Below are 24085 nucleotides of genomic sequence, written 5' to 3'. Positions count from 1 at the left end.
TGCAGCGGTTTTGCGATAACGACATGCGTTAAAACAAGAACGTAAAGCACGTTGCATGAGGCTGATAAGCCGCAACGGGCTTTAGAGGTGAGAAGCCGCTCTATGCGGCAGGGTTCACGAGGCTTGGCTTTTGCTTTTTGCCCGAGATAGGCTATGGCAGGGCCATGAACGAAAGCACCTTCACCATTCTGCTCGGCGGGCCTGTCCGTGTTACGCCGCGCCTTGAGGCCGCGATTGCCGGAAGCCGTGTCATCGCTGCCGATGGCGGCATGCGCCACGCCTTGCCGCTCGGGTTGAAGCCGGAACTGTGGGTTGGTGATTTCGACAGTTCCGAGGATCTGTCGCAGGATGATTTTGCCGATGTTCCGCGTCAGGCGCATCCGCCCCGCAAAAACCTGACGGATGGCGAAATCGCTATTGAAGAGGCGCTTAGCCGCGGCGCGACCCGGCTTGTGTTGGTGGGTGCGTTGGGGGGCGAGCGGTCCGACCAGGCGCTGATGCATCTCATCCTGTCCGTGACCCTTGCCAATCAGGGCCTCGATGTCCATCTCACCTCCGGCGAGGAGGAGGCATGGCCGCTTCTTTCCGCGCAGCCAATGACGCTTGATCTGCCGCCCGCATCGCTGTTTTCCGTTCTGGGTTTTTCCGAGCTGAAAGGGCTTTCTATAGCGGGTGCGCGCTACCCCCTCCAGAATTTCGAGCTGCCCTTCGGCTCGTCCCGCACCATTTCCAACGTGGCGGAAGGCGCCGTGACGCTCTCGCTTGCAAGCGGTGATGCCGTCATCCTTGCCCGCCCCTATGACCTGACCGGAGCTTGAGCCCATGGCCCCGCCCATTCTGAAACTCGATGACATCTTCCTCTCTTTCGGCGGCACGCCGCTTCTCAATGGCGCAAACCTGCAGGTGGAGCCGGGAGACCGCATCTGCCTTGTCGGCCGTAACGGTTCTGGCAAATCGACGCTGATGAAAATTGCTGCCGGATTGGTGGAGGCGCAGTCTGGCGAGGTGTTCCGCCATCCCTCCTCCACCATCCGCTATCTGGAGCAGGCACCCGATTTTGCCGGTTTCACCACCGTTCAGGCCTATGCGGAAGCGGGGCTCGGGCCGGGGGATGATCCTTACCGCGTCACTTATCTTTTGTCGCATCTGGGGCTGAGCGGGCAGGAAGACCCGAAAAGCTTGTCCGGCGGTGAGGCCCGCCGGGCAGCTCTTGCCCGGGTTCTGGCGCCGGAACCGGACATTCTGATGCTGGACGAGCCGACCAACCATCTCGACCTGCCGACCATCGAATGGCTGGAAGGTGAGTTGCAAAAGACACGCAGCGCGCTGGTGCTGATCTCCCATGACCGGCGTTTTCTGGAAAAAATCTCCACCGCCACCGTCTGGCTGGATCGCGGCACATCGCGGCGGCTCGATCGCGGCTTTGCCCATTTCGAGGAATGGCGCGACAAGGTGCTGGAGGAGGAGGAACTGGCCCAGCACAAGCTCGGCAAGGCCATCGAGCGGGAGGAGCACTGGTTGCGCTACGGGGTGACGGCGCGCCGCAAGCGCAATATGCGCCGTCTGGGGCAGTTGCAGCAGATGCGCGCCGATTATCGCGGCCATAAGGGGCCGCAGGGCACCATTCAGGCCAGCGCCACCGAAGGCAAGGAAAGCGGCAAGCTGGTGATCGAGGCGGAGAAGATCACCAAATCCTACGGCGAACGGGTGATTGTCGCACCCTTTTCGCTGCGCGTGCATCGCGGCGATTGCATCGGCCTGATCGGCCCGAACGGCGCGGGCAAGACAACGCTTCTGAAAATGCTGACCGGCCAGCTCGAGCCCGACAGCGGCACGATCAAGCTCGGCACCAATCTCGACATTGCCGTGCTTGACCAGAAGCGCGAAGACCTTAACCCGGATGATTCGCTGGCGCATTATCTGACCGACGGGCGCGGCGAAAACCTGCTGGTCAATGGCGAGCAGAAGCATGTGACCGGCTATATGAAGGATTTCCTGTTCCAGCCGGAACAGGCCCGCACGCCCATCCGCAACCTCTCCGGCGGCGAGCGGGCGCGGCTGATGCTGGCCCGGATCATGGCCAAGCCCTCCAACCTGCTGATCCTCGACGAGCCGACCAACGACCTCGACATCGAGACGCTGGATCTGTTGCAGGAAATCGTCGCCGGCTATTCCGGCACGGTCATTCTCGTGAGCCACGACCGTGACTTCCTCGACCGTACCGTGACCTCGACCATCGCGCCGGCCAATCCGGAGGAGCCGGATGGCCGCTGGATCGAATATGCGGGCGGTTACTCCGACATGCTGGCCCAGCGCAAGGGGGCGGAGGACGAGCGCAAGCGGGCGGAAAAAGCGGAAAAAGCCAAGGTGGAGGCGACAAGCCCCAAGCCTGCCGATCAGAGCGGCAAGGGCAAGGCCAAGCTCTCCTTCAAGCAGAAATTTGCGCTGGAAAACCTGCCGAAAGAGATGGAAAAGACCGAAAAGGACATTGCCGCCCGCGAGGCGAAAATGGCCGATCCCACTCTCTTCACCAAGGATCCTGCGACCTTCAACAAGCTGGCCGCCGAGCTGGAAAAGCTACGCGACAGCCTGACCCGCATGGAAGAGGAATGGCTTGAGCTGGAAATGCTGCGCGAGGAGCTGGAGGGGTAATCCCTTAAAGCATTTCCGGACGGAAAACCGGTTCCCACTTTTCTCGGGACAATGCTCTAAAGCATGTCGCGCAAAAGTGTGCAGCGGTTTTGCGATAACGACATGCGTTAAAACAAGAATTTAAAGCACGTTTCATGAGGCTGATAAGCCGCAACGTGCTTTAAACCTCCGGCACCGGCACATCCATCCGTTCCAGATGCAGCACCCGCGGTGAAAGCGCCTCGAGAAAGGCCTGGGAGCGGCCGAGATAGATCAGGGTGGTCTGGTCGAGGCTTTGCATAATGCCGGTCAGAACCTTGACGGTTTCCGGTTCCAGGCCTTCCAGCACGTCGTTGAACACGGCCCATTTCGGCTGTCGCAGCAGGAGATGGGCAAAGGTGAGGGCCATCTGCTCCTCCTTGTCCAGCACCCGGTCCCAGCGTTTGCGGTCCTTGAGCAGCGGGGCAAGACGGCTGAGCTTGACGGCTTTCAGGGCGGCGAGCGCATCCTCTTCCCGGTAGGCCGCAACCTCCTCGGGATAGGCAAGGATATCGATCAGCCGGCCCTCGGGCATATAGGGTGTCTGAGGCAGGAAGAGGATATGGTCTTCTTCCGGCAGCACGATCCGCCCCTCGCCATAGGGCCAGAGCCCGGCCATGGCATTGAAGAACTGGCGCCGGTTGACGCCGGGGTCGCCGTTGATCATCACCCGCTCGCCAGCGTGGATGACCGGTGCTTCCTCGCGGATATGATAGCCGCCCCACCGAGCCTCCGCCTCGCTCGGTGTGCGGATATAGACATCCTCGAAGGCAAGCTCGCCCGGCTTGCCGGGCTCCACGACGATCTGCCCGGCGCAATCTTCCGTCAGCGCCGGTTCCGTCAGCGCCGCCCGCAGCACCATGACCCTGAGCAGCGTGGCCTTCCAATCGGCAATGGCTCCGAAATTGTCGATATACCAGCGCAGCGCCGTATAGACCTGGGTGAAGGCCGAAGCCGCCATCATCAGCCCGCCAAAGGTCATGGTTCCGGAGAAATAGGCAGGCGAAGCAATCAGCACCGGCACGATCAGCGCCAGCCAGCCAAAGGCGGCGGAAACCCAGGTGAGATTGGTCAGCCCCATGGCGAGCTTCCAGATCACCTTGAGCACATTGTCGATGGTGGCGTGGATGGCCCGCAACTCCACCGCCTCGCCCCGGGCGAGGGCAATCGGTTCCAGATGCTCATTGGTCCACATCAGGGCGGCGCGCATTTCCGCCTCCCGCGCATAGCGGTCGGCATTGATGCGTGTCAGCGCCGCGCCGACAATATTGGAGGCCGCTGCTGCCCCTCCGGCATAGATCAGCGCGCCCCAGACCATGTAACCGGGAATGGCGATCTGATGCCCGAACAGCGGGATCGAAAAGTCGCCCGACATCTGCCAGAGCACGCTGATGAAGCTGATGAGCAGGATGGTGGATTGCAAAAGCCCGATGGTCAGCGACGTGGTGGTTTCGGCCAGTTTGCGCGCATCCTCATGCAGCCTCTGGTCCGGATTGACGCCGAGCGGGCTCGACACGGACAGCCGGTAGGCGCGGCGGCCCTTCAGCCACTGATCCACCATGTCGCGCGCCAGGCCTTCGCGCATGTAAAGCGCCGTGGTCTGGCTGAACCAGGTTTGCGCCACATTGACCACCAGCAGGAAGGCGGCGATGAAGAAGAAATTCCTGAGTTCCTGCCAAAAGGCAGGCAGATCCCGGTTTTCCAGGGCGTTGTAAAAGGGCTGGTTCCAGCGGTTGAGCAGGATCTGCCCATAGGTCAAAAGCAGGATGACCGCCAGAAGCGCAATCGAGAGCAGGATGAGCCGACCGCGAACCCGGCTTGCCCAGAAGGATTGCCCGGCCATGCGCAATTGTTCGCCGAAGGTTAAATCGGGTGGGTTGGCAGCCTCGTCTAAAACCGGGAGTTTGGATGCGCTCATCAAGAATGTTTGGCCGTGAAGGGAATCGCGTCCCCCATCATGCCCCGGTTGGTGATTTTGTGCCACTGCCTACTGCATAATTCCTGAATCGGAATCGATTTAGGAATTATGCAGTAGAAAAGCCTTGTGTTCCTTTCAGCGATACGGCGCCGTCTTTGGAATCAACACAGCTTCCGGCTTGGCGATCATCGGAAAATCCTTGGCTGCCTTGTAATTCGTGGTCTTCTTTTTCGAAAAATCCGGCCAGACCATGCCCGGAACCATGCCGCTGCCATGAATGCGGTCATCCATGGGAAAGTAGCTTTCCTGTTGAGGGTGCTGAAGATTGACCGCCGCCTGATGCACGCATTGCGTCCGCCGGCCTTCCGTCGGATGCCAGCGATAGATATTGGTGGTCCAGAGTTCCACCTTCATCATCTTCGTTCCGTTTCGATTGATCTCTTCGATGAAACGCCAGTTCACATTCAAGGAACCGGTGGCGAACTGCCAGTCGTGATTTTGGAAAACGGTCTGGGGTATCGGGATCTGCCCCGCTTTCGGCACCGAGGACAGGATCGCGGCATTGCGACCATCCCCTTCGCCTGCGCGCCGCAGCGCATTGATGGTGCTGATGATGCGGGCGCGCACGCCTGGGTCTTCATCCATCAGGGTGCGGAGCGAAAAGTAGATGGGCTCGCCCGAGCCTTCAAGATAGTGGTTGAGGTAATGCTCGGCCCGGCCGCCCTTGTCCATGGTTCTGGCCTTGGCCAGCGTCATGATCTGCAGATCGGACCAGGTGCCGCCATGATCGGTGTGATTGCCGACGAAGCGCACACTGTTGCAGATGAAGTCGATCTCGCGTTTTTCCAGGGGCATGTCATGTTCCTCCATCGAACATGCGGGAAGCGAAGTGTTCAATAGGTCGGCCTTCCCGTTCAAATGTCAATAAATATCTCGTTTGCGCCAAATTTGACGCAAATATTTTAGTTCTTTTTCTTGGCCGAGGCGTTCGGTCCGGGAAGCCGGTCCTAGCTGCTTGCGGCGGGCCTCTTGCCAGCGCCATACACTGCCGCTAAATCAGCTTTATATCTAACGGGGTGCAAGTTTTCTTGCTGAGAGGCATCCAGCCAACCCGCGGAACCTGATCCGGCTCATACCGGCGGAGGGATTAGATGCGTCATCCAACACGCCCTCATCCCACGATCCATTTGAACAAGGGGGCTATGATGTTTCTAGAGCATAATTCGACCGGAGCGAGACGAGGATCGACAAGATTATGCTTCAAAAATAAGCCGTCAGAGCGCCGATCTGATTCAGTCAGATCGAAAGGCGCTCTACGCCGTACACTCCAAATCACTGCCGCCATCATGGCTGCTGCGCTTTCTGGAACGGCGCATGCCGCTGACGCCGAAGACAAGGTCCTGACCGTCTACACCTATGAGAGCTTCATCTCGGAATGGGGACCGGGTCCGAAGGTCAAGGCGAGCTTTGAAAAGACCTGCGGTTGCCGGGTCGATTTCGTCGGCGTGGAAGATGGCGTGGCACTGCTCAATCGCCTCAAGCTGGAAGGGGCCTCCACCAAGGCGGATCTGGTTCTGGGCCTGGACACCAGCCTGACGGAAGAGGCAAAGAAAACCGGCTTCTTCGCACCGCATGGCATCGATGTTTCGGCTGCCAGCGTACCGGGCGGTTTCAAGGATGATGTCTTCGTGCCCTATGATTACGGCCACTTTGCCGTGGTCTATGATAGCCAGACTCTGAAGAGCCCGCCGAAAAGCCTGAAGGAGTTGGTGGAGGGAGATCCCTCGCAGAAGATCGTCATCGAGGACCCGCGCACCTCAACCCCCGGGCTTGGTCTGCTTCTCTGGGTCAAGTCGGTCTATGGCAAGGATGCGCCCGCCGCCTGGGCAAAGCTGAAGAACCGGGTGCTGACAGTCACGCCCGGCTGGTCGGAAGCCTATGGGCTGTTCACCAAGGGCGAAGCGCCGATGGTGCTTTCCTATGCCACCTCGCCCGCCTATCACATGGTGTCCGAAAATACCGACCGCTACAAGGCTGCCGAATTTTCCGAGGGGCATTACATCCAGATCGAGGTTGCTGGTTTGCTGAAAGACGCAAAGCATCAGGATCTTGCCCGCGACTTCCTGAAATTCATGTTGACGCCCGGTTTTCAGGATGAAATTCCGACCAACAACTGGATGATGCCGGTGGCCCGGACGTCTCAGCCCTTGCCGGATGCCTTCTCCAAACTGATCCAGCCGAAGACGACCTTCCTGATGTCGTCGGAGGAGGTGGCTGCCCACCGCAAGGAATGGATCGAGGAGTGGCAGGCCGCCATGGCGAAATAGGTCATGACCGGCCTCCGGCATGAGCATAATCCGACCGGAGTGAAACGAGGACGATCAAGATTATGCTTCAAAAATATAACGTTAGAGCGCCGATCTGATTCAGTCAGATCGGAAAGCGCTCATGGGCGAGCCGCAGCACTTGGGGGGCTGATCGGGCTTGTCCTGCTCCTGTTCTTCATCGGTGTTGCTCTTGCTTCCCTGCTGATGGAAACGGCGGGGAATGGCCTGCCCGTGCTTGCGCCCGCCACGCTCTCCATTTTGCGTTTCACGCTGTGGCAGGCGCTGCTGTCCACACTGCTGTCGGTGGTGTTTGCCTTGCCGGTGGCGCTGTCCCTGGCGCGTCAGCGGCGTTTTCCTGGCAGGCTGCTGCTGATCCGGCTGATGGCGGTGCCGATGGGGCTGCCGGTGCTGATCGGTGCGCTGGGCCTCCTGGGGATCTGGGGACGCAACGGCGTCATCAATCAGGGGCTGGCATTATTGGGGGTGCAGGCGCCGGTGAGCATCTACGGGCTTGCCGGAATTCTGCTCGCGCATGTCTTCTTCAACATGCCGCTGGCCGCACGGCTGATGCTGGCGGGACTGGAACGGCTGCCGCCGGAATATTGGCAGATGGCGGCAAGTCTCGGCATGCGCCGCCGCGCCATTTTCCGCTTGATCGAATGGCCAGCCGTCAGCGGCCTTCTGCCGGGGATTGCCGGGCTGATCTTCATGCTCTGCGCCACAAGCTTCACCCTCGTGCTGATTTTGGGCGGCGGGCCGGGCGCGACCACACTGGAAGTGGCGATCTATCAGGCACTGCGGTTCGATTTCGATCCGCCTCAGGCCGTGGCGCTGGCCGCGCTTCAGCTTGCCGTCACGGCGCTCATGCTGCTGCTTCTGACCCTCTGGCCCGCGCCGCCGGAGGTGGGGCTGACCGATCAGCGTCCGACGCGCCGGTTCGATGGCGAAAGCTGGTCTGCAAGGCTCAAGGACGGGCTGTGGCTGGGTCTCGCCTTTCTGTTTCTGGCGGCTCCATTGGCGCAGGTCCTTCTCTCCGGCCTTCGCTCCAATCTTGTCAGCCTGCTCAGCGATCCTGCCGTTCACCAGGCGCTCGCCGTCAGCCTTGGCATTGCGCTTCCCTCCGGTCTGGTGGCGGTGCTGCTCAGCTTCGCCTTCAGCCGCGCTCGCATCGCGCTGGCGCGGGCTTCGGGCCTGCCCGCCCGCCTGCTGAAAGCCGGGATTGGTGCTGCCTCCTCTTTGGTGCTGCTTGTGCCTGCCATCGTGATTGCCACCGGCTGGTTCCTGCTGCTCAGGCGCTTCGGAAATGTGGCCATCTTTGCGGCCCCGGTCGTCATTCTGATCAATGCGATGATGGCGCTGCCCTTTGCCATGCGCGTGCTGCAACCAGCCGTGGATGTTCATCACCGCCGTCATGACCGGCTGGCGGAAAGCCTGGGCCTCAGCGGGTTTTCCCGGCTGCGGTGGGTGGATTGGCCGGGTCTGAAACGTCCGCTGCTGACGGCATTGTCCTTCGCCATGGCTCTTTCCCTCGGTGATCTCGGCGCTGTCGCCCTCTTCGGGGCGGACCGTCTGACGACGTTGCCCTGGCTGATTTTCAGCCGTCTCGGCCATTACCGCAGCGCCGATGCGGATGGGCTGGCGCTGTTGCTCGGTCTGGTGTGCCTGCTGCTGACGCTGATCGGTCAGCCGGGACGGGCGGGGGAGAACCGGCGATGACCGAACGGGAGAAAGACGCGCTTGCCCTTGAAGGCGTCGAATTGCAACTGGGCGCGCGCGATTTTCATTTCGATGCCCGCTTTGCACCCAACGCCATCACGGCCATCACCGGCCCTTCCGGTGCTGGCAAATCGACGCTGATCAATCTGATTGCCGGGTTTGAGCGCCCGGCCCGGGGGCGTATTCTGTTTTCCGGTGCGGATTTGACCGCGCAGCTGCCCGGGCTTCGGCCAGTCTCGCTGATCTTTCAGGACAATAACCTCTTCGCCCATCTCGATCTCGCCACCAATATAGGTCTTGGCATCCATCCCGGCCTGAAACTGGACGCTGAGGACCGGGCTTCCATCAGCCGGGCACTGAGCGATGTCGGTCTGGCCGGCTATGAGCGGCGCAAGCCTGCCACGCTCTCCGGCGGCGAGCGCCAGCGGGCGGCTTTCGCGCGGGCGCTGGTGCGCAGAAAACCGATCCTGCTTCTGGACGAACCCTTTGCCGCGCTCGATCCGGGGCTTCGGGCGGAAATGGGGGAGTTGTTGCTCAGCCTCCAGCGTCAAACCGCCAGCACGGTGCTGCTGGTGACGCATAATCCGCAGGATGTCGCGGCTCTTGCCGACGAGGTGGCCTTTCTGCAGCAGGGGCGGCTTGATTTCCTCGTGCCCCAGAACCAATTCTTCGCAATGCGGGATGTACCTGAGGTGCAACGCTTTCTTGGAAAAAGCTGACCGGAGCCAAAAAGCGGCAGCCTTATTTTGGACGTGGACAACTGGCATGCGATAGGGGCAGATCGCACGAAAAGAGGCGGTTATTAATAATTTCTTATCCAATCACTCCATCTTGTTTCGAGCACGGTTTTATCCAATTCGATAATATGATGTTAAGTATCCGCTCAGAACGCCGGGATCGGCTCTGAAGCGGAGCGCAGCGAAACAGGAGACAGGAGTTCGAGTGACAGGCTGGGGGTTGAAGACCGCGTCGGGAAAGGGCAGACCATGACCCTGTCCGGACCACAGCATTCTGCGTCACGCACTGGCTGGCCATTGCGCCACCGCCGGGCGGGCCAGATTGGCGGGCTTGCGCTCATTCTGGCGCTGGGTGGCTGCCAGTCGCTTTTCGATCAATCCTATCAGGCCAGCGTTTCGCCTTCCTCGACGCCGCAGATCGTCGAGCAGGTGCAGAAGAACGATCCGCGTGCCCAGATGGGAGCCCGCGAGCACCCGCGCATTGTCGCAAGCTATGGCGGCGAATATCACGATCAGAAGACCGAACGGCTGGTGGCCAAGATTGCCGGTGCGCTGACGGCCGTGTCGGAAAATCCGAAACAGTCCTATCGCATCACCATCCTGAATTCGCCCGCCATCAACGCCTTTGCGCTGCCGGGTGGCTATCTTTATGTCACCCGGGGTCTTCTGGCGCTTGCCAATGACGCTTCGGAAGTGGCGGCAGTGCTCTCGCATGAAATGGCGCATGTCACCGCCAATCACGGCATTGAGCGGCAGCGCCGCGAAGAGGCGGAGGTCATTGCCAGCCGCGTGGTGGCGGAGGTGCTGTCTTCCGATCTGGCAGGCAAGCAGGCTTTGGCGCGCGGCAAGTTGCGCTTGGCGGCCTTTTCCCGCCAGCAGGAATTGCAGGCGGATATGATCGGCATCCGCACTCTGGGCGAAGCTGGCTATGATCCCTATGCGGCGGCGCGCTTCCTGGATTCCATGGCCGCCTACCAGCATTTCAATTCCACCGATCCGACAGCGGATCAGAGCATGGACTTCCTTTCCAGCCACCCTTCCACGCCGCAGCGCGTGGAACTGGCCCGCGCCCATGCCCGCGCCTTCGGCCCCGAGGGGTCCACCGGCGACAAGGGGCGGGATTACTTCCTCGACGGCATCGACGGTCTGCTCTATGGCGACAGTCCGCAGGAAGGCTATGTGCGTGGCCAGACCTTCCTGCACGGCACGCTCGGCATCCGCTTCGATGTGCCGGACGGTTTCCAGATCGACAACAAGGTGGAAGCGGTGATGGCGACCGGCCCCGGCGATGTCGCCATCCGCTTCGACGGCGTGGCGGATACCGAAAACCGCAGCCTGACCAATTATATTTCCAGTGGCTGGGTCACCGGCCTGTTGCCGGAAACAGTGCAACAGACCACGGTGAACGGCATGGAGGCCGCCACCGCCCGCGCCTCGGCGGATCGCTGGGATTTCGATATTACCGTCATTCGGCTGGGCAACCAGATCTTCCGTTTCCTGACCGCCGTGCCGAAGGGCAGCGATCAACTGCAATCGACGGCGGACACACTGCGCCGCACCTTCCGGCGGATCACGCCGCAGGAGGCGCAGACGCTGAAGCCCTTGCGTGTGCGGGTCATCACCGTGGGCCAGGGAGATACTTTGGCCACCCTGTCATCGCGGATGATGGGCACCGACCGGAAGCTTGAACTTTTCCGCGTCATGAACGCCATTCCCGTCGGCCAGACGCCGCCGCCGGGAAGCCGGGTCAAGATCGTCTCGGAATAGAGCATGATCCGACCGGAGTGAAACGAGGATGATCAAGATTATGCTGCAAAAAGAAAACGTTAGAGGGTCGATCTGATTCAATCAGATCGGCGCTCTAGCTCTTTGTTTCTACGCATTTCCGGACGGAAAACCGGTTTCCACTTTTCCTGGAAATGCTCTAACGCCGAAAGGAAGTTTGCTCATCCCGCCATTTCGGGATGGGCTTCGACCAGCGCGTGGCGCAGTTTTTCCAACGCCCGCGTTTCGATCTGGCGGACGCGCTCCTTGGAAATACCAAGCTCGCTGCCCAGTTCCTCAAGCGTCGCGGTATCTTCGGACAGACGGCGGGCGCGGATGATGCGTGTCTCGCGTTCATTGAGACGATTCATGGCGCCCTTCAGCCAGCGCAGGCGCCGCTCGCCGTCGATCATGTCTGTCACCTGTTCGTCCGGTTGCGGCTCGTCGCTGGCCAGCATGTCCAGCCGCTCGATCCCGTCCCCCCCGTTGTTCTGGGAAACCGGGGCCTGAAGAGAGGTGTCGTTGGCTGAAAGCCGGGCATCCATGGCTTGCACATCCGCAACGCTGACGCCAAGCGCCGTGGCGATTTCCTCATGAATGGCCTGATCGGTCAGGCGCTGGTCGCCCTGGGCCAACTTGGCGCGAAGGCGGCGCAGGTTGAAGAACAGCGCTTTCTGCGAGGAACTCGTGCCGCCGCGCACGATCGACCAGTTGCGTAGAATGTAATCCTGCATGGAGGCGCGGATCCACCAACCGGCATAGGTAGAAAAACGTACATCGCGCGCAGGTTCAAACCTTGCCGCGGCTTCAAGAAGCCCTATGTAACCTTCTTGTATAAGGTCACTCAAGGGCAGGCCGAAGCCACGAAACTTGGAGGCCATGGCGATGACGAGGCGCATGTGAGCAAGGGCAATGCGATTGCGGGCATTCTGGTCGGCTGAATCCTTCCAGCGCAATGCCAGTTCCTTCTCCTCATCCCGCTCCAGATAGGGCGCGGCCATGGCGAACTTGATGAGCTTCTTGTCTGCCTGCACGGAATTCATTGCTTCCTCCATTCGGAACGGGGCAGGGCGTCTGAAGTGGGAGCGGCGACCAAAACGGGGTGGCAAACCGTACGGGATGGTTGATCCACCCGCAGATCCGGTTTCCGTCCGCGATGCGGACGGCTGACCCCATCATGGTGTGAGCACCTTCACACCGTTAAAATGTTCCGTCAGTCTGATATACGCAGCAGAATGCCGCTTGGATCTCTGCGGGATAAAAATCCTGCGAAGATGCCAAGGAAACGTATGGCAGGTGCTTTTGTTCCCTACAGCGCCGTGCGTTTTATCAAACGCACAAAGGACGCTGTAGCACTTAAATCTGCTGCATAATTTTAGCCTTAAATCGATTCCGATTTAAGGAATTATGCAGTAGGGAAGGGAAGCTTATTTTTGGGATATAGCCCGGAAAAGCCCCTCAGGACCGGCGTATTACGCCGTGGGGTCGAGATGCCGGAATGCCTCGACAACCTGCTCATAGACGGCACGCTTGAAAGGCACGATCAGCTCCGGCAATTCGCGCATCGGCTTCCAGGCCCAGGCGTCGAATTCGGCATGCTCTCCGGTGGGCGGAGGATTGATGGCGATTTCGCTTTCGTCGCCTTCGAAGCGGAAGGCGAACCAGCGCTGCGTCTGGCCACGATACTTGCCTCTCAGGCCAATGCCGAGCAATTGCGGCGGCAGGTCATAATGGATCCAGCGGGGGGCTTCGGCCAGCAGAGTCACGCTGCGCATGCCGGTTTCTTCATAAAGTTCGCGATAGGCCGCCGCCAGCGGATCTTCGCCCTCGTCTATGCCGCCCTGCGGCATCTGCCAGAGCTGCGGCGAGCCATCATATTCCGAATTCTCCAGCGGAATTCGCCGTCCCGCCCAGACAAGCCCTTGGCTGTTCAGCACCATGATACCCACACAGGGGCGGTAGGGAAGGTCTTCTGCCTTGATGGGGGTCATAGCCGTCTCACTTTCAAATTAGGGTGTGTGGGTATTCAGCTTTGGGCGGGCTGCAAACGGCAATTTCCTGCGCTTCCGGTGCTCATGTACTCAAGTACACTCCGCTCCGGTTCTCGAAAATCACCGTTTTCGCCTCCCCCAAAACTGAAGCCCCACACACCCTAGAGCATTGTCCCGAGAAAAGCGTAAAAACACAGCTTCATTCCTGCGCCTGCAACGCAATGGCGGAAACACCGACAATCTCAATGCCCCGCGCCTTGGCTTCATGGGCCCATTTGGCAATGGCGGCAATGCTTTCGTCAAAGGCCGAGGCGACGCCGATGGCCGCTCCATTGCGCTTTGCCACCCGTTCCAACTCATCGAGCCGTTTCAGAATGGCCTGCTCCTGCAACTGGTCGTCCAGCAGCACATCCGCCGTCGCATGTGGCATGTTCAGCGCCTTGCCGACGCCGTCGCTGAGCGACTGGGCGGAGCCGCCATCATCCAGAAACAGCAATCCGCGCCCGGCAATGTCCCGCATCACCGGCTCCAGGGCTTGCGTGCTGGAGAGGAAACGGCCTCCCATATAGTTCATCAGGCCGGTATAATTGGTCATGCTCGCCATGGCGCGGTGCAGCTCCTGCAAGATCTCCGCCTCCTGCCTGTCCACCAGCAGCGTGCCACGGCCTGGATTGTTGCCCGGATAGCCCAGCGGTTCCATCGGCACCTGCAAAAGTATTTCATGGCCTCCGCGCCGCGCATCCTGCATCCAGCGGCTGAGGCTGTTGCCCGAGGCGGCAAAGGCCAGCGTCACCTCCTCCGGCAGTGTTTTGATTGCCTTCTGGGTGCCGGTCTGGCTGAGGCCAAGGCCGCCGACGACAATGGCGATGCGGGTGCCGTGGGCGCCCGACCAGGGCCTTGCATATTGCTCCACCGGGCGCAGGCCGTCCGGCCCGATCACCGGCAGGCGGCCCACCGGGCTTTCCTCCAGCAGGTCAGGATTGGGAAGAGTGGCCGAACGCGGGTCCTGACCGATCCGGCTCGCGCTCATCAGCGCAGGACCATTGCCGTCCCGCGCGGCGGGCTTGTAGGTCGTCACGACCGAGCCATCCGCCAGTGTGGACCGCTGGATATTGGCGCCGGAGGTGGGGGAGCGCTGGATGGTGGTCGGCATGGCGCCTTTGTCCTGCACCACTGGCTTTTCGGGCGCGGGACCGGGATCGCGAAGGGCAGCGACGCTTGAGAGCGCCACCGGCTGCAAGGCCGTATAGAGGGAAAGCGAAAGCACGCCGAGGCCGAGCAGGCCGGCCCACAGACCATGCTGCCATGCCCGGTTGCGGCGTTTGCGCGACCGGTCCTGCTGCCCCAGCGGTGCGTGAAGATCGACGCCCAAAATTCTGTCCCGAATCAGCTTTGCGATGGGTCAGACCATGCCCGCGCCGAACGCGCCGTTCAAGAAAAATGCCGGTTCGTGAGAACCGGCATTGTATGGATCACTTCTTCTTCATGTTCTCGACCACGGCCTTGGCCGGGTCCGGCGGGAAGGACGGATCGGTCTTGGTGCCGCGCAGCAGGTCGAGCGCATAGTTGAGCTGCACGTCGTCCTTGGTTTCCGGCGGCACATAGGCGAAGGAGCCGGAGCCTTCTTCCGTTTCGCTCTGGCCCTGGATGTGGCCGCGCAGCGAGGATTCACCCTCCGCCCGCACCTTGCCCTGCAATTCCGGCGGCAGCGGCTGTTCCACCACCACGTCCGGATGGATGCCCGTGCCCTGGATCGACTTGCCGGACGGCGTATAATAGAGCGCCGTGGTCAGCCGCAGCGCGCCCTTGTCGCCCATGGGGATGATGGTCTGAACCGAGCCCTTGCCGAAGCTGCGGGTGCCGACGACCGTTGCCCGCTTCAGGTCCTGCAAGGCGCCCGCGACGATTTCCGAGGCCGAGGCCGAACCGCCGTTGACGAGCACGATCAGCGGCTTGCCATCGGTCAGGTCGCCTGCGGTGGCATTGAAGCGGCGGGTATCTTCCGGATCGCGCGAGCGGGTGGAGACGATCTCACCCTTCTGCAGGAAGGCATCCGACACGTAGATTGCCTGATCGAGCAGGCCGCCCGGATTGAGGCGCAGGTCGAGCACATAGCCCTTCAGCTTGTCGGCCGGGACGTCGGTCTTGATCTTCTTGATCGCCGCTTCCAGGTCGTCATAGGTCTTTTCGCTGAACTTGATGATGCGCAGATAGCCGACATCGCCCTCGACGCGCGACTTCACGGCCCGGATCGGAATGATTTCACGGGTGACGGAAAGCTCGATCGGCTTGTCCGCGCCCTTGCGCAGAATGGTGAGCTTGATCGGCGTGTTGACCGGGCCGCGCATCTTCTCGACGGCGTCGGAAAGCTGCATGCCGCGCACCGGCTGGCCGTTGATTTCGGAAATCAGGTCACCGGCAAGGATGCCGGCGCGCGCGCCGGGCGTGTCGTCGATGGGCGTGATGACCTTGACCATCTCGTCTTCCATCGTGACTTCGATGCCGATGCCGCCGAACTCACCCTTGGTTTCGGTCTGCATGTCCGCCGCTTCCTCGGCATTCATGTAGCTCGAATGCGGGTCCAGCGAGGCCAGCATGCCATTGATGGCCGCTTCCACCAGCTTCTTCTCATCCGGCGGCGTTACATATTGGGCACGCACGCGTTCGAATACGTCGCCAAAGATCGCCAGTTCCTTATAGGTGGAATTGCTGGCCGCCTGGGCCGGCACTCCGGCCGAATAGATGACGCTCATTGCCGTCGCGCCTAACAGCGCGCCAACCACCATAAAAGAAGCCTTACGAATCATTGCGTACCTTTCCGGCGTCCTTCGCCCACCATGGTCGGGAATCAACCGAGTTGCCGTCCTTGCGAAATTCTATGTAAAGGGTTGGGCGATCTGTTTCCAGCGCGAAAGCGGCAGCGCTCGCCACTCTCTTTTCACCCATAACACCAATCGGCTCTCCTGACAGCACGAATTGTCCGGCATGACCGGTCACACGGTCCATGCCGGACAAAATGACGTGATAGCCTTCGCCGGTATTCAGGATCACCATTTTGCCATAGCTGCGAAATTGCCCTGCATAGACCACCGTGCCATCGGCAGGCGCCGTCACCACCGCCCCCGGCCCCGTGGCCAGCACCATGCCCTTGGCATCGTGACCGGTTCCATCGGGATCGCCGAACTGGCGCAGCACGTCACCCACGGCGGGCAATTGCAGCTTGCCCTTCAACTCATCGAAGGAAAATGCGGGCGCAATGCGGTTTTTATCGGGCACCATGGCCTCCGCATCCTGCCTTGCCTTTTCCCGCTGTTCATCCGTCATCTGCTGGCGTTTCTGCTCTTCCAGCCTTGCCTGCTCGCCTGCCGCCTTCACCGAGGCAATTTCGCTTTCCAGCCCGGAAATCAGCCCCTGCAGGGAGGTGGATTTCTGCGCCAGCGCCTCGGCGCGGCGGGTTTCCTCCTGAAGTTCGGCGCTGTTTTTTTCGCTGAGCCGGGCGTTTTCGCCCAGCAGCATGTCCATGCGGGCCTCTTCCTCCTGCCGGCTCTTCAGGCTCGCGGTCATCGCCTCGCGCTCCGTTTCCGTCGCCTTTTTCAGGTCGGCCAGTTCCTGCAGGTCGTGGGCAAGTTTTTCGGTCTCCTTGCGCATGCCCGGCACCACCGCGCCCAGGAGAATGGCGGTGCGCACCGCGCCCAGCGCATCCTCCGGCTTCACCAGCAGCGCAGGCGGCGGGTTGCGGCCCATCCGCTCCAGCGCACCCAAGACCTCCGCCAGCACGGCGCGGCGGGCGCGAAAGGATTTTCGGATGCCGTCTTCCCGCACGCCGTAATCGGCAAGCTTCTTTTCGCCGTCGGCGATCTTCTGCTCGATCTCCTTGCGCCGGGATGCGGATGAGATCAGCGCTTCTTTCAGGCTGGCGCTGCTTTTGTCCAACGCGTCGATGCTGCGCCGCAGCTCATCGGCCTTGTCGGTCGAGAGCTTCATCGTCTCTGAAAGTGCGGTGAGTTCCTTTGAAACCTGATCGCGTTTGGCCTGAAGCGCTGCCGCCGGATCGTCTGCCACCGGCGCGGGCGCTTGTGCGGCCTGACCGGCTGGCGAAGCCGGGGAGGGGGAACCGGCCTCTGGCGCTGCCAGTTGTGGCTGCGGTTCCTCAGCGCGCGCAAGCGGAGAGAAGGTCGCGACAAAGCCCGCCACGAGCAATAATGCCCGCAGCCCTCCCTGCCTCATTCTCCCGTCCTTAGCCATCAAGCTGGTGCGCCCGCGAATCTCGGTGGGGAATGACCCTACCATATCGGGGCTTCCATCGGAATGAATTGCGGCGAAATCACAGCCGCCGGTTCGCAATGTCAAAAGTCGATGGCGCGGCCATTGATTTCCCAGTCGCCGAAGCGGGCGGGATCAGCACCGCCCCGCCCGCCGATTTCTTTCGGCATGGCGGCGGCCTTTTCGGCCTTGCGCCGGGCTTCAGCCTCATCCAGCGCGCGCCGGGCTGCCGGTGACAGCTCTTTTTGCGGGGCGGTTTGCTGCGTTTCGTCGTGACCGTCGGTCATGGACAAATCTCCCGGAGATTGAAAGCATCCATTCGCATTCCCTATATCTAAGCCATCGGCAGGAAGAAACCACCGCCTGCGTGAAAAGAACCGTCCACTGGAGATGCCCCATGAACATCATGCGCACCGCCCTGTTGCTGGCCTTCATGACCGCCCTGTTCATGGGTGTCGGCTTTCTGATCGGAGGCAAGGGCGGCATGATGATCGCCCTCTTGATTGCGGGCGGCATGAACCTGTTTTCCTACTGGAACTCCGACCGCATGGTGCTTTCGGCCTATCGCGCCCAGGAGGTGGATGAGCGCACCGCTCCCGAATTCTACCGAATGGTGCAGGAGTTGAGCGCGCGCGCCAATCTGCCCATGCCGAAGGTTTACATTTTCGACAACCCGCAGCCCAATGCCTTCGCCACGGGCCGCAATCCGCAAAACGCCGCCGTTGCCGCCTCCACCGGGCTGTTGCAGGCGCTCTCGCCGGAGGAGGTCGCGGGCGTCATGGCCCATGAACTGGCGCATGTCGAACATCGCGATACGTTGACCATGACAATTACCGCCACCCTGGCGGGTGCGATTTCCATGCTCGGCAATTTCGCCTTCTTCTTCGGCGGGCGGCGGGATGAAAACGGCAATGGCGGCAGCATGATCGGCGCGCTGGTGGCGATGATCGTGGCACCCTTTGCTGCCATGCTGGTGCAGATGGCGATCAGCCGCACCCGCGAATATGCCGCCGACCGGCGCGGTGCGGAAATCTGCGGCAATCCGCTCTGGCTGTCCTCGGCGCTGGCGAAGATCGCCGGTTCGCATCAGCCGAATTATGCCGCCGAGCAGCACCCGGCCACGGCCCATATGTTCATCATCAACCCGCTCTCCGGGCAGCGGATGGACAATCTCTTCTCCACGCACCCCAACACCGAAAACCGCATTGCCGCGCTGGAGGCGTTTGCGCGCCAGACCGGCAGCAATGTCGCTGCCCACCCCGCCGCTCCGCCGCACCGGCAAGAAGAAACGCCCCGCGCCCATGGTGTCTGGGGTTCGGATGCGCAGCAAAGCTCGACGCCCAACCCCTGGGGTGATAGAGCGGGCGCGGAAACGACCCGCCGCAAGACCCGATCCGTCCCTTCGACGGGACGCGGTCCGGACGATCAAGCCCCGAAGGGACCCTGGAATTGAAAGAGAAGACGAAGCATCCCGGCCAGAAGGGCAGGCCTGCCCCGCATCGCCAGAAGGCGAAACAGCCGGTTGAGCCCTCCCATGCCGACAAGCCCGGGCTTGAGGCGCGCATGGCGGCGGCCAAGATGCTGGCGGCGGTGGTGGACAAGAAGGTCTCGCTCGACGGGCTGATGGATGGCGAGCATGGCAATCCGGCCTATACCGCCTTGAGCGAAGCCGATCGCGGGCTGGTGCGTGCCATCGTCACCACCTCGCTGCGCTTTCTTCCCCGTATCGAGGCCATGCTGAACGGGTTGCTGGACGCGCCGCTGCCCGCGGGTGCCCGCTCGCTTTACCATCTTCTCGTGACGGCGGCGGCCCAGATTCTCTATCTCGACGTACCGGATCACTCCGCCGTCGATCTGGCGGTGGAGCAGGCCAATCGCGATCCCCGCAGCCGCCGCTTTGCCGGCATGGTCAATGCCGTGCTGCGCCGCATGGGCCGGGAAAAGCAGGCGCTGATCGAGGATACACGCAGCCTGCCTTGCGTGCCGGACTGGTTCCTGAACCGGCTCACTGCCGTTTATGGTGCGGAGGAAGCACGGCGCATTGCCGAGGCGCAGATGCTGCCGGCGGCGATTGATCTTACCGTCAAATCCGATGCCGGTGGTTGGGCCGAAAAGCTCGGCGGTCATGTCCTGCCCCATGGCAGTCTGCGGCTTGCCGCTTTCGAGGGCTCGGTCACGGCGCTGCCCGGCTATGAGAACGGGGCCTGGTGGGTGCAGGATGCGGCTGCCGCCCTTCCCGTGCTGATGTTCGGCGAGGTGGCGGGCAAGACTGCTGTCGATCTCTGTGCTGCGCCGGGGGGCAAGACGGCGCAATTGCTGGCGAAAGGCGCGAAGGTGACCGCCGTCGAGCAATCGGCCAACCGCCTGAAGCGGCTGAAGGGCAATCTCGATCGCCTTGGCTTCGAGGCCGAACTGGTGCATTCCGACCTTTTGAACTTCAACCCCGGCCATGGCTTCGATCTCGTTCTGCTCGACGCCCCCTGCTCTTCCACGGGCACGACGCGGCGGCATCCGGATGTGCTGTTCACCAAGGGGCCCGCCGATATCGAAAAACTCGCCACCGTTCAGGAAAAACTGCTGCGCCATGCGCTGACGCTGGTCAATCCCGGCGGCAGGCTGGTTTTCTCCAATTGCTCCCTCGATCCGAAGGAGGGCGAGGAGATGGTGGCCCGGGTTCTGGCCGATCATCCGGATTTTCAGCGCCTGCCGCTTGACCGGCAGGAATGGCCGGGTCTGGAACAGGCCATCAGTTCTGAAGGCGAATTCCGCACCACCCCGGCCATGTTGAGCCTGCCGCACCCCTATTCTTCCGGTCTCGATGGCTTTTACGCCTGCCAACTGCTGAAAATTTAAAGAAATTTTTACGCATTTGGTCACTGATGGTCCAATGGGCATCTTTTTTGCAAAGGATGTCCGGGGGTTGGATTTCATCTTTTTGTTTTGAGTTTGCAGGGCTTTGCCCGACAGGATGGTCATGCCAAAGAAAAGGGGGCCGTTTCTACCCGCCCTTTATCTCAGCGAAGCATGGCGGCGCACCAAACGCTATGGCCGCCGTACGGCGCGAAGCACAGCTCAGTTCCTGCCGCAGCGCGGGCTCAAGCTGCTCGTTGCGCCAACGGATCTGCGCGTGGTGGACCCGCATGTGGCCGATGAGATCCTCGATGGCCGCTTTCCGCTGGCCGGGCGCATTCTCGATTTCGGCAAGGCCTCTCCCTTCACGCTGGAATTGCCCTCGCAGGCCTTTGCCGCCCGGCTGCATTCCTTTTCCTGGCTCAGGCATATCCGGGCGCATCGCACCCGGGAATCGGCAGCGCGTGCCCGGTTCATCCTCGATAGCTGGATGCGCCAGAACAGCAAGCGCCGGGGTATTGCCTGGGAGGCGGAGGTGCTGGGCCAGCGGATCATTTCCTGGCTTTCCCATTCGCCGGTGGTGCTTCAGGATTGCGAAAGCGGGTTCTATCGCCGCTTCCTGCGCAGTCTCGGCCAGCAGGTGCATCACGCCCGCATCATCGCCAAGGACGCCCCGGATGGCCTGCCGCGGCTGAAGCTGAAGATCGCCCTTGCCATGGCCGCCCTTGCCATGGCCGCCCCGGACCGGCGCATCCGGGCAGCTTCGCGGGCGCTGGACCTGGAACTGGAACGGCAGATCCTGCCGGATGGCGGCCATGTCTCGCGCAATCCGCAGGCAGCCCTCAGCATTCTGTTCGATCTGCTGCCGCTGCGCCAGACCTATGTCAATCTCGGTCAGGACGTGCCGACGCGGCTCATTCCCACCATCGACCGCATGTATCCGGCGCTGCGCTTCTTCCGCCATCAGGATGGCGATCTGGCGCTGTTCAACGGCGCCAGCGCCACGCTGGCCAATGATCTGATGTCGGTGCTGCGCTATGACGAAAGTGGTGGCCAGACCTTCAAGGCCCTGCCGCACAGCCGCTATCAGCGCTTGAGTGCAGGCGGAACGGTGGTTCTTGCCGATACCGGGCCGTCTCCCCAAGGCGAATTGAGCGCCAGCGCCCATGCCGGTTGCCTTTCCTTCGAATTTTCCGCTGGCCGTCACCGGTTCGTGGTCAATTCCGGCCAGCCGCGCTTTGCGGGCGAGCGCTACCGCCAGATGGCGCGCGCCACTGCGGCCCATTCCACACTCATCCTGGGCGATAAATCCTCCTGTCGCATCTCCAAATCGCGCCTGCTCGGCCCTGTCATGCTCGGCGGTGTCAGCGAGGTGGCGGTTCTGCGCCGCAATGGCGAGGATGAGAGCGATCAGCTTTCCGCCCGGCATGACGGCTATCTGAAGCGCTTCGGCGTGCTGCATGAGCGGGATTTGCGGCTGAACGCCACCGGTACGAAACTGGTGGGCCATGACCGGCTGCTCTCGGAAAAGGGCGAGGCGCTGAAGGGCGGCTTGCCTGCTGCCGCCATGCTGCGGTTTCACATCCACCCGCAGGTGCGGCTGACCCAGGAGGATGAGCATAACATCCTTTTGGAAGCCCCGGGCGGCGATGCCTGGGTGTTTTCCGCGCCCACCGGCTTTCCCATCATCGCCGAGGATGTGTTCTTTGCCGGTCTTTCCGGCATCCAGCCGAGCGAGCAGATCGAACTGCTGCTGGAAGCTCCGGAAATCTGGTGGTTCTTCTCCAAGCGCCGATAATACCAAGGCTCGAAAGGATAAGACCCCGGTTTCTGTCTCTTGCCGGTTTCTTCTTCAGCGCTGCTGTGATAGGCGGGCGGCATCACATTCGTCCTGCGGGATCGTGCCGGAGACAGGCGTTGATTTTCGGCCATCCTGCGTCATTGCCCTGACCGGAGAGCATCCATGGCCGTCGCTTCCAAGAAAATTCCCGCTCCAGACAAAGTGCGCATCAAGACCGCGCTGCTGTCGGTTTCCGACAAGAAGGGCATTGTCGATCTCGCCCGGGCGCTGGCCGATATGGGCGTGAAACTGCTCTCCACCGGCGGCACCTACAAGGCGCTGGTCGAGGCTGGCCTTGCCGCCACCGACGTTTCCGAGGTCACCGGCTTTCCGGAAATCATGGATGGCCGCGTCAAGACGCTGCATCCCAATGTGCATGGTGGTCTTCTCGCCATCCGTGACGATGCCGATCACCTTGCCGCCATGGAAAAGCACGGCATTGGCGCCATCGATCTGGCCGTCATCAACCTCTATCCCTTCGAGGAAGTTCGTGCCGCTGGTGGCGATTACCCGACCACGGTGGAAAACATCGACATTGGCGGCCCGGCCATGATCCGCGCCTCGGCCAAGAACCACGCCTATGTAACGGTCGTCACCGATCCTTCCGATTACGAGGCGCTGCTTGACGCCCTGCACAAGGATGGTTGCCAGACGCCCTATAGCCTGCGCCAGCAGTTTGCCGCCAAGGCCTATGCCCGCACCGCCGCCTATGATGCCGCCATCTCCAACTGGTTTGCCGAGGCGCTGGCCATCGACATGCCGCGCCACCGCGTGCTGGGCGGCCTGCTGAAGGAAGAGATGCGCTACGGCGAAAATCCGCACCAGAAGGCCGGTTTCTACGTGACGGGCGAAAAGCGTCCGGGTGTTGCCACCGCCCGCCTGCTGCAAGGCAAGCAACTCTCCTACAACAACATCAATGACACCGATGCCGCGTTCGAGCTTGTCTCCGAGTTCCTGCCGGAAAACGGTCCGGCCTGCGCCATCATCAAACATGCCAATCCCTGCGGCGTGGCCGTCGGCAAGAGCCTGAAGGATGCCTATAGCCGGGCGCTGGCCTGTGACAGCGTGTCTGCCTTTGGCGGCATCATTGCGCTGAACCAGATCCTTGACGCCGAGACGGCGGAGGAAATCGTCAAGCTCTTTACCGAAGTCATCATCGCGCCCGGCGTGACGGACGAGGCGCAGGCGATCATCGCCCGCAAGGCCAATCTGCGTCTGCTGGTAACGGATGGGCTGGCCGATCCGCGTGCTTCTGGCCTGACCGCCAAGACGGTGTCGGGCGGCCTGCTGGTGCAGAGCCGTGACAATGTCGTGGTGGAAGACCTCGACCTCAAGGTCGTCACCAGACGGGCACCGACGCCGAGTGAGTTGGAAGACATGAAATTCGCCTTCAAAATCGCCAAGCATGTGAAGTCCAATGCGGTCATCTATGCCAAGGACGGCCAGACCGCCGGTATCGGCGCAGGCCAGATGAGCCGGGTCGATTCCGCCCGGATCGCGGCCCAGAAGGCCGAGGATGCCGCAAAGGCGCTTGGCCTCTCCGAACCGCTGACGCGCGGCTCAGCGGTGGCCTCGGAAGCCTTCTATCCTTTCGCCGATGGTCTCCTGGCCGCGATTGCTGCTGGCGCCACTGCCGTGATCCAGCCGGGTGGCTCGATGCGGGATGCAGAGGTGATCGCCGCCGCCGACGAGCACAACGTCGCCATGGTCTTCACCGGCATCCGGCATTTCCGGCATTAGAGTGCTGATCTGATTGAATCAGATCAGCACTCTAACGCTTATTTTTGAAGCATAATTTTATCGATCCTCGTTTCACTCCGGTCGAATTATGCTTTGAGCATTTTCAGGAAAAGTGGGAACCGGTTTTCCGTCCGGAAATGCGTAAACAAGAGAGCATTTTCAGGAAAAGTGGGAACCGGTTTTCCGCCGGAAATGCGGGAACCGGTTTCCTGAAAAGATGGACGAAAATGACAAAAGCGGCGTAGGTTTCCCTCCGCCGCTTTTTTCAA

At 61.4% G+C, this 24085-nt stretch carries 18 protein-coding genes and 1 riboswitch; of the genes, 10 read left to right on the top strand and 8 right to left on the bottom strand.

The genetic code is table 11. The features are described from left to right. The first annotated feature begins 164 nt into the window (after window positions 1–164). Both QO005_RS18630 and QO005_RS18625 read left to right on the top strand, forming a co-directional pair. Window positions 165–818 carry a thiamine diphosphokinase gene (locus tag QO005_RS18630; RefSeq protein ID WP_307159568.1) on the top strand — a complete coding sequence of 218 codons (654 nt, stop codon included), beginning with the start codon at window positions 165–167 and terminating at the stop codon, window positions 816–818. Between the two features lie 4 nt (window positions 819–822). Further along, window positions 823–2652, top strand: a complete 1830-nt coding sequence (locus QO005_RS18625) for an ABC-F family ATP-binding cassette domain-containing protein (protein WP_307159567.1) — start codon at window positions 823–825, stop codon at window positions 2650–2652. Between the two features lie 160 nt (window positions 2653–2812). Here QO005_RS18625 and QO005_RS18620 read toward each other — a convergent pair whose 3' ends face one another. Together QO005_RS18620 and QO005_RS18615 are read right to left on the bottom strand one after the other, a co-directional pair. Beyond that, window positions 2813–4588: an ABC transporter ATP-binding protein/permease gene (locus tag QO005_RS18620; protein ID WP_307159566.1), complete on the bottom strand. Its 1776-nt coding sequence runs from the start codon at window positions 4586–4588 to the stop codon at window positions 2813–2815. 135 nt (window positions 4589–4723) lie between these two features. Then, window positions 4724–5443, bottom strand: a complete 720-nt coding sequence (locus QO005_RS18615; RefSeq protein WP_307159565.1) for a hypothetical protein — start codon at window positions 5441–5443, stop codon at window positions 4724–4726. Window positions 5444–5650: 207 nt separating this feature from the next. Then, window positions 5651–5752: riboswitch (TPP riboswitch) on the top strand. 182 nt (window positions 5753–5934) lie between these two features. Here QO005_RS18615 and thiB point away from each other — a divergent pair. The 4 genes from thiB (at window position 5935) to QO005_RS18595 (ending at window position 11135) form a co-directional block, all read left to right on the top strand. Further along, window positions 5935–6915 carry a thiamine ABC transporter substrate binding subunit gene (thiB, locus tag QO005_RS18610; RefSeq protein WP_307159564.1) on the top strand — a complete coding sequence of 327 codons (981 nt, stop codon included), beginning with the start codon at window positions 5935–5937 and terminating at the stop codon, window positions 6913–6915. 75 nt (window positions 6916–6990) lie between these two features. Continuing rightward, window positions 6991–8631, top strand: a complete 1641-nt coding sequence (gene thiP, locus QO005_RS18605) for a thiamine/thiamine pyrophosphate ABC transporter permease (protein ID WP_370878111.1) — start codon at window positions 6991–6993, stop codon at window positions 8629–8631. Continuing rightward, window positions 8628–9350, top strand: coding sequence for a thiamine ABC transporter ATP-binding protein (locus QO005_RS18600; RefSeq protein ID WP_307159563.1), 723 nt, complete (start codon window positions 8628–8630; stop codon window positions 9348–9350). Before thiP ends, QO005_RS18600 begins: the two co-directional genes overlap by 4 nt. A 267-nt stretch (window positions 9351–9617) precedes the next feature. Further along, the gene (locus QO005_RS18595; RefSeq protein WP_307159562.1) at window positions 9618–11135 is read left to right on the top strand and encodes a M48 family metalloprotease; all 1518 of its coding nucleotides are present in this window, start codon (window positions 9618–9620) and stop codon (window positions 11133–11135) included. Window positions 11136–11314: 179 nt separating this feature from the next. On the opposite strand, the gene QO005_RS18590 is transcribed toward QO005_RS18595, so the two are convergent. The 6 genes from QO005_RS18590 to QO005_RS18565 all read right to left on the bottom strand — a co-directional run bounded on the left by QO005_RS18590 (window position 11315) and on the right by QO005_RS18565 (window position 17673). Next, window positions 11315–12175 carry an RNA polymerase factor sigma-32 gene (locus tag QO005_RS18590; RefSeq protein WP_307159561.1) on the bottom strand — a complete coding sequence of 287 codons (861 nt, stop codon included), beginning with the start codon at window positions 12173–12175 and terminating at the stop codon, window positions 11315–11317. Window positions 12176–12604: 429 nt separating this feature from the next. Further along, window positions 12605–13123 (bottom strand): RNA pyrophosphohydrolase, encoded by a 519-nt coding sequence (locus QO005_RS18585; RefSeq protein ID WP_307159560.1) that lies wholly within the window; start codon window positions 13121–13123, stop codon window positions 12605–12607. Window positions 13124–13322: 199 nt separating this feature from the next. Next, on the bottom strand, window positions 13323–14495 hold the full coding sequence (locus QO005_RS18580) for a divergent polysaccharide deacetylase family protein (RefSeq protein ID WP_307159559.1): 1173 nt from the start codon (window positions 14493–14495) through the stop codon (window positions 13323–13325). Between the two features lie 100 nt (window positions 14496–14595). Next, window positions 14596–15930, bottom strand: a complete 1335-nt coding sequence (locus QO005_RS18575; RefSeq protein ID WP_307159558.1) for a S41 family peptidase — start codon at window positions 15928–15930, stop codon at window positions 14596–14598. Continuing rightward, on the bottom strand, window positions 15920–17350 hold the full coding sequence (locus QO005_RS18570; protein ID WP_307159557.1) for a murein hydrolase activator EnvC family protein: 1431 nt from the start codon (window positions 17348–17350) through the stop codon (window positions 15920–15922). The genes QO005_RS18575 and QO005_RS18570 overlap by 11 nt, the downstream gene beginning before the upstream one ends. A 119-nt stretch (window positions 17351–17469) precedes the next feature. Beyond that, the gene (locus QO005_RS18565) at window positions 17470–17673 is read right to left on the bottom strand and encodes a DUF1674 domain-containing protein (protein ID WP_307159556.1); all 204 of its coding nucleotides are present in this window, start codon (window positions 17671–17673) and stop codon (window positions 17470–17472) included. A gap of 110 nt (window positions 17674–17783) precedes the next feature. On the opposite strand from QO005_RS18565, the gene htpX reads away from it, so the two are divergent. The 4 genes from htpX (at window position 17784) to purH (ending at window position 23816) form a co-directional block, all read left to right on the top strand. Next, window positions 17784–18839, top strand: coding sequence for a zinc metalloprotease HtpX (gene htpX / locus QO005_RS18560; RefSeq protein WP_307159555.1), 1056 nt, complete (start codon window positions 17784–17786; stop codon window positions 18837–18839). Next, entirely contained in the window at window positions 18836–20239 is a 1404-nt protein-coding gene (locus QO005_RS18555) for an RsmB/NOP family class I SAM-dependent RNA methyltransferase (RefSeq protein WP_370878108.1), read from the top strand. Before htpX ends, QO005_RS18555 begins: the two co-directional genes overlap by 4 nt. Window positions 20240–20360: 121 nt before the next feature. Then, window positions 20361–22034, top strand: coding sequence for a heparinase II/III family protein (locus QO005_RS18550; RefSeq protein WP_307159554.1), 1674 nt, complete (start codon window positions 20361–20363; stop codon window positions 22032–22034). Window positions 22035–22199: 165 nt separating this feature from the next. Continuing rightward, a complete protein-coding gene (gene purH / locus QO005_RS18545; protein WP_307159553.1) occupies window positions 22200–23816 on the top strand; it encodes a bifunctional phosphoribosylaminoimidazolecarboxamide formyltransferase/IMP cyclohydrolase in 1617 nt (538 codons plus the stop codon). Window positions 23817–24085 lie beyond the last annotated feature (269 nt).

Source organism: Allorhizobium paknamense (assembly GCF_030815125.1).
Classification (GTDB): Bacteria; Pseudomonadota; Alphaproteobacteria; order Rhizobiales; family Rhizobiaceae; genus Allorhizobium; species Allorhizobium paknamense.
The sequence above is the reverse complement of the archived record's forward strand: the minus strand, read 5'-3'. Positions and strand labels throughout refer to the sequence as shown.

Bases quoted from the DNA above. Each gene is read 5' to 3' on its own strand.
- QO005_RS18630 (WP_307159568.1), top strand. From the start codon at position 165: ATGAACGAAAGCACCTTCACCATTCTGCTCGGCGGGCCTGTCCGTGTT.
- QO005_RS18625 (WP_307159567.1), top strand. From the start codon at position 823: ATGGCCCCGCCCATTCTGAAACTCGATGACATCTTCCTCTCTTTCGGC.
- QO005_RS18620 (WP_307159566.1), bottom strand. From the start codon at position 4,588: ATGAGCGCATCCAAACTCCCGGTTTTAGACGAGGCTGCCAACCCACCC.
- QO005_RS18615 (WP_307159565.1), bottom strand. From the start codon at position 5,443: ATGCCCCTGGAAAAACGCGAGATCGACTTCATCTGCAACAGTGTGCGC.
- thiB (WP_307159564.1), top strand. From the start codon at position 5,935: ATGGCTGCTGCGCTTTCTGGAACGGCGCATGCCGCTGACGCCGAAGAC.
- QO005_RS18600 (WP_307159563.1), top strand. From the start codon at position 8,628: ATGACCGAACGGGAGAAAGACGCGCTTGCCCTTGAAGGCGTCGAATTG.
- QO005_RS18595 (WP_307159562.1), top strand. From the start codon at position 9,618: ATGACCCTGTCCGGACCACAGCATTCTGCGTCACGCACTGGCTGGCCA.
- QO005_RS18590 (WP_307159561.1), bottom strand. From the start codon at position 12,175: ATGAATTCCGTGCAGGCAGACAAGAAGCTCATCAAGTTCGCCATGGCC.
- QO005_RS18585 (WP_307159560.1), bottom strand. From the start codon at position 13,123: ATGACCCCCATCAAGGCAGAAGACCTTCCCTACCGCCCCTGTGTGGGT.
- QO005_RS18575 (WP_307159558.1), bottom strand. From the start codon at position 15,930: ATGATTCGTAAGGCTTCTTTTATGGTGGTTGGCGCGCTGTTAGGCGCG.
- QO005_RS18570 (WP_307159557.1), bottom strand. From the start codon at position 17,350: ATGAGGCAGGGAGGGCTGCGGGCATTATTGCTCGTGGCGGGCTTTGTC.
- QO005_RS18565 (WP_307159556.1), bottom strand. From the start codon at position 17,673: ATGACCGACGGTCACGACGAAACGCAGCAAACCGCCCCGCAAAAAGAG.
- htpX (WP_307159555.1), top strand. From the start codon at position 17,784: ATGAACATCATGCGCACCGCCCTGTTGCTGGCCTTCATGACCGCCCTG.
- QO005_RS18550 (WP_307159554.1), top strand. From the start codon at position 20,361: ATGCCAAAGAAAAGGGGGCCGTTTCTACCCGCCCTTTATCTCAGCGAA.
- purH (WP_307159553.1), top strand. From the start codon at position 22,200: ATGGCCGTCGCTTCCAAGAAAATTCCCGCTCCAGACAAAGTGCGCATC.